Annotated in this window: 2 protein-coding genes and 1 pseudogene; 2 read left to right on the forward strand and 1 reads right to left on the reverse strand. The window is 72.9% G+C overall.

The genetic code is table 11. The features are described 5' to 3' along the window. A pseudogene (locus GH736_RS20985) lies at positions 1-186 on the forward strand (NAD-dependent epimerase/dehydratase family protein); the annotation flags it as partial. 20 nt (positions 187-206) lie between these two features. Here the strand turns inward: GH736_RS20985 and GH736_RS20990 are convergent. Beyond that, positions 207-962 (reverse strand): hypothetical protein, encoded by a 756-nt coding sequence (locus tag GH736_RS20990; protein WP_159606774.1) that lies wholly within the window; start codon positions 960-962, stop codon positions 207-209. A 111-nt stretch (positions 963-1,073) separates the two neighbouring features. On the opposite strand from GH736_RS20990, the gene GH736_RS20995 reads away from it, so the two are divergent. Continuing rightward, positions 1,074-2,408, forward strand: coding sequence for a bifunctional 3'-5' exonuclease/DNA polymerase (locus tag GH736_RS20995; protein WP_235934578.1), 1,335 nt, complete (start codon positions 1,074-1,076; stop codon positions 2,406-2,408). The last annotated feature ends 109 nt before the right edge of the window (positions 2,409-2,517 follow it).

Below are 2,517 nucleotides of genomic sequence, written 5' to 3' on the forward strand. Positions count from 1 at the left end.
CTCGTCGACGCCAAGGGGGGACGGATGCGTCGCCGACTGCCGATCCGGATGCCGGGGGCCGTCGGCCGCGCGTACCGCGACGGTGCCAACCTCGCGGGCAGCGACGCACAACGCGGACGCGTGACCTGGCCCGAGTTCCTCGCCGCGCGGGGCGCGACGCCCCGTGAGTCGGCGACCTCCCGGTGAGGTGAGCGCAGCCGCGGTCCTCATCCCTCCATACGCGCGGTGGTCACGGCGAGCGCGTCGACGGCCTCGTCTCCACGGAGCTCGCGCATGCGGGCGACCACCTCGTCGATCACGGCCGGGCTCAGGGTGCGACACACGATGCTGTTGGCGTCGATGGCCTCGAGTCCGCCCGCACGGATGCGGATGACCTCCCAGCCGACCTCGGCGAGCGCCTCGTCCTTCTCCACGTCGGACCCCTGCTTCAGCCCGGTGTGCGCACGGCGGGATCGCCCCGGGTCGTCGTACTCGATCGCGATGCGCAGCTGGGGCACGAGGATGTCGGGCCAGACCTCCTGGCGTCCGTAGAACGTGCGTGCGATGCGCACCGCGTTCACGCCGTGGTGCAATCGGATGCGTTCGGCCAGCAGCATCCGGAGCCGCTGCTCGGTCTGCGACGTGCGCGTGCGGAGTCCTGGGTTCATGTAGGCCACCCCAGCCTCGCGAAGAGAGCTCGGGCCGGCGGCGTTGGTTCGGCACTTGGGGCAGCCGGGGCCGGTGAGGACCTCGCGGATGGAGGCGGTGTAACGGTCGTGACCGCGCGCGCACCGCCAGTCGTATGCGGCGCCCACGCGCGTCTCGTGCGCGAGGGCGCGTCGTTGCGCGGGAGCGACACGGCCGAGGAGCTCGCTGCGGCTGCGATGCGTCTCGTGGATGAGCATGCAGAGCGGGCAGACCCGGCCGAGCCGCACCGCCCCCGGGTCGTCGACGCCGGCGCCGTGGCCGCACCGGAAGCTCACCGCGACCATGCTCGCCCGTCCCGCTGTTCCATGGCTTCATGGTGCACCTCGCCGCCGACATCTGCGTCCGGGTCGGTCGTCCGTGTCGTCGGCGGCCGCGAGAATGGGGAGGTGCAGGTCGTCGTCGCAGCTGGGGAGTCGGGTCGCGTCGCACTCATCGACCCCGCCCGGCCGTCTGAGCCGCTCGCGGTGGTCGCCGACGACCAGATGCCCGAGGTGGTCCGCCGTCTCGAGGCCGAACACCATCCGCGGTGGGTGTGGATCGACACCCGCACCTCCTACCCGGGCCTCCTCGACGCGGGGGTGCGCGTCGACCGCTGCCACGACCTGCGCCTGAGCGCCGCGATCCTCGATCACGCGACGGCGACCGTGCAGGCGCGGTCGAGCGGGCGACACCCGCGTCCCGCGTGGATGCCGGCCGGCCCCGCCGAGGCGGGATCCGCGACGATCACCGCCTCGCGCCCCTCGCCGGTCGGCACCGTTGCGCACAGCGCACTCTTCGACCTCGATGCGCTCAGCGAGCTCGAGGCACCTGCCGAGCCGTCCGCTCCATTGCCCGCGACGGATGCCGCCGCTCCCACGGTGGCCGCCGTCCTCGACGAGCTCGCCCGCCAACTCGCCCTCGTCGAGGCGAGCGACGATCCGAACGCCCTGCGCCTCCTGCTCGCGGCCGAGTCCGCCGGGGCGCTGATCGCGATCGAGATGCGCGTGGCCGGGCTGCCGTGGAACCGTGCGGTGCACGAAGCCGTCCTCGAGGCGGAGCTCGGCCCGCAACCGGCGCCGGGGCGCAAACCGGCGCGCATGGACGAGCTCGCCGCGCGCGTGCGCCTCGACCTGGGGGCACCGGGCCTGAACCTCGACTCGCAGGTCGACCTCCTCCGTGCCATCAGGGGAGCCGGCATCCAGGTCGATTCGACGTCGCGCTGGGAGCTGCGCGAGCACGACCATCCGGCGATCGAACCGCTCATCGCATACAAGAAGCTCGCCCGCCTGCTGAGTGCGAACGGCTGGTCGTGGCTCGACGAGTGGATCGCCGACGGCCGGTTCCGACCCGAGTACGTGCCGGGCGGGACCGCGACCGGACGGTGGGCGACCTCCGGTGGGGGAGCGCTGCAGCTGCCCAAGAACGTGCGCGCCGCGGTCGTCGCCGACCCCGGCTGGACCCTGGTGGTCGCCGACGCCGCGCAGCTCGAGCCGAGGGTGCTGGCGGGCATGGCGCGCGACGAATCGATGGCGACGGCCGGCCGGGGTCGCGACCTCTACCGAGGCCTGGTCGACTCTGGCGTGGTGGCTACGCGCGACGAGGCGAAGATCGCGATCCTGGGCGCCATGTACGGGGCCACCACGGGCGACAGCGGCCGCCTCGGGGGCGAGCAGCCAGCCGCGACACGGCCTTCTCGTCGTCGAGGCCGCCGCGCTGGGGTCGACGCTCCAGTTGCGTTTTGAATCACTCAAAACAACCCGGCTCGTCCCGAAGACGCCCGAGCCGCATGGCTCCCCGCACGGTCCCCACCTAAGCGGGATCGGCTTCGAGCATGAGGTCGATGCCGAACCG

The organism is Agromyces humi, from assembly GCF_009720255.1.
Taxonomy (GTDB): domain Bacteria; phylum Actinomycetota; class Actinomycetes; order Actinomycetales; family Microbacteriaceae; genus Agromyces; species Agromyces humi.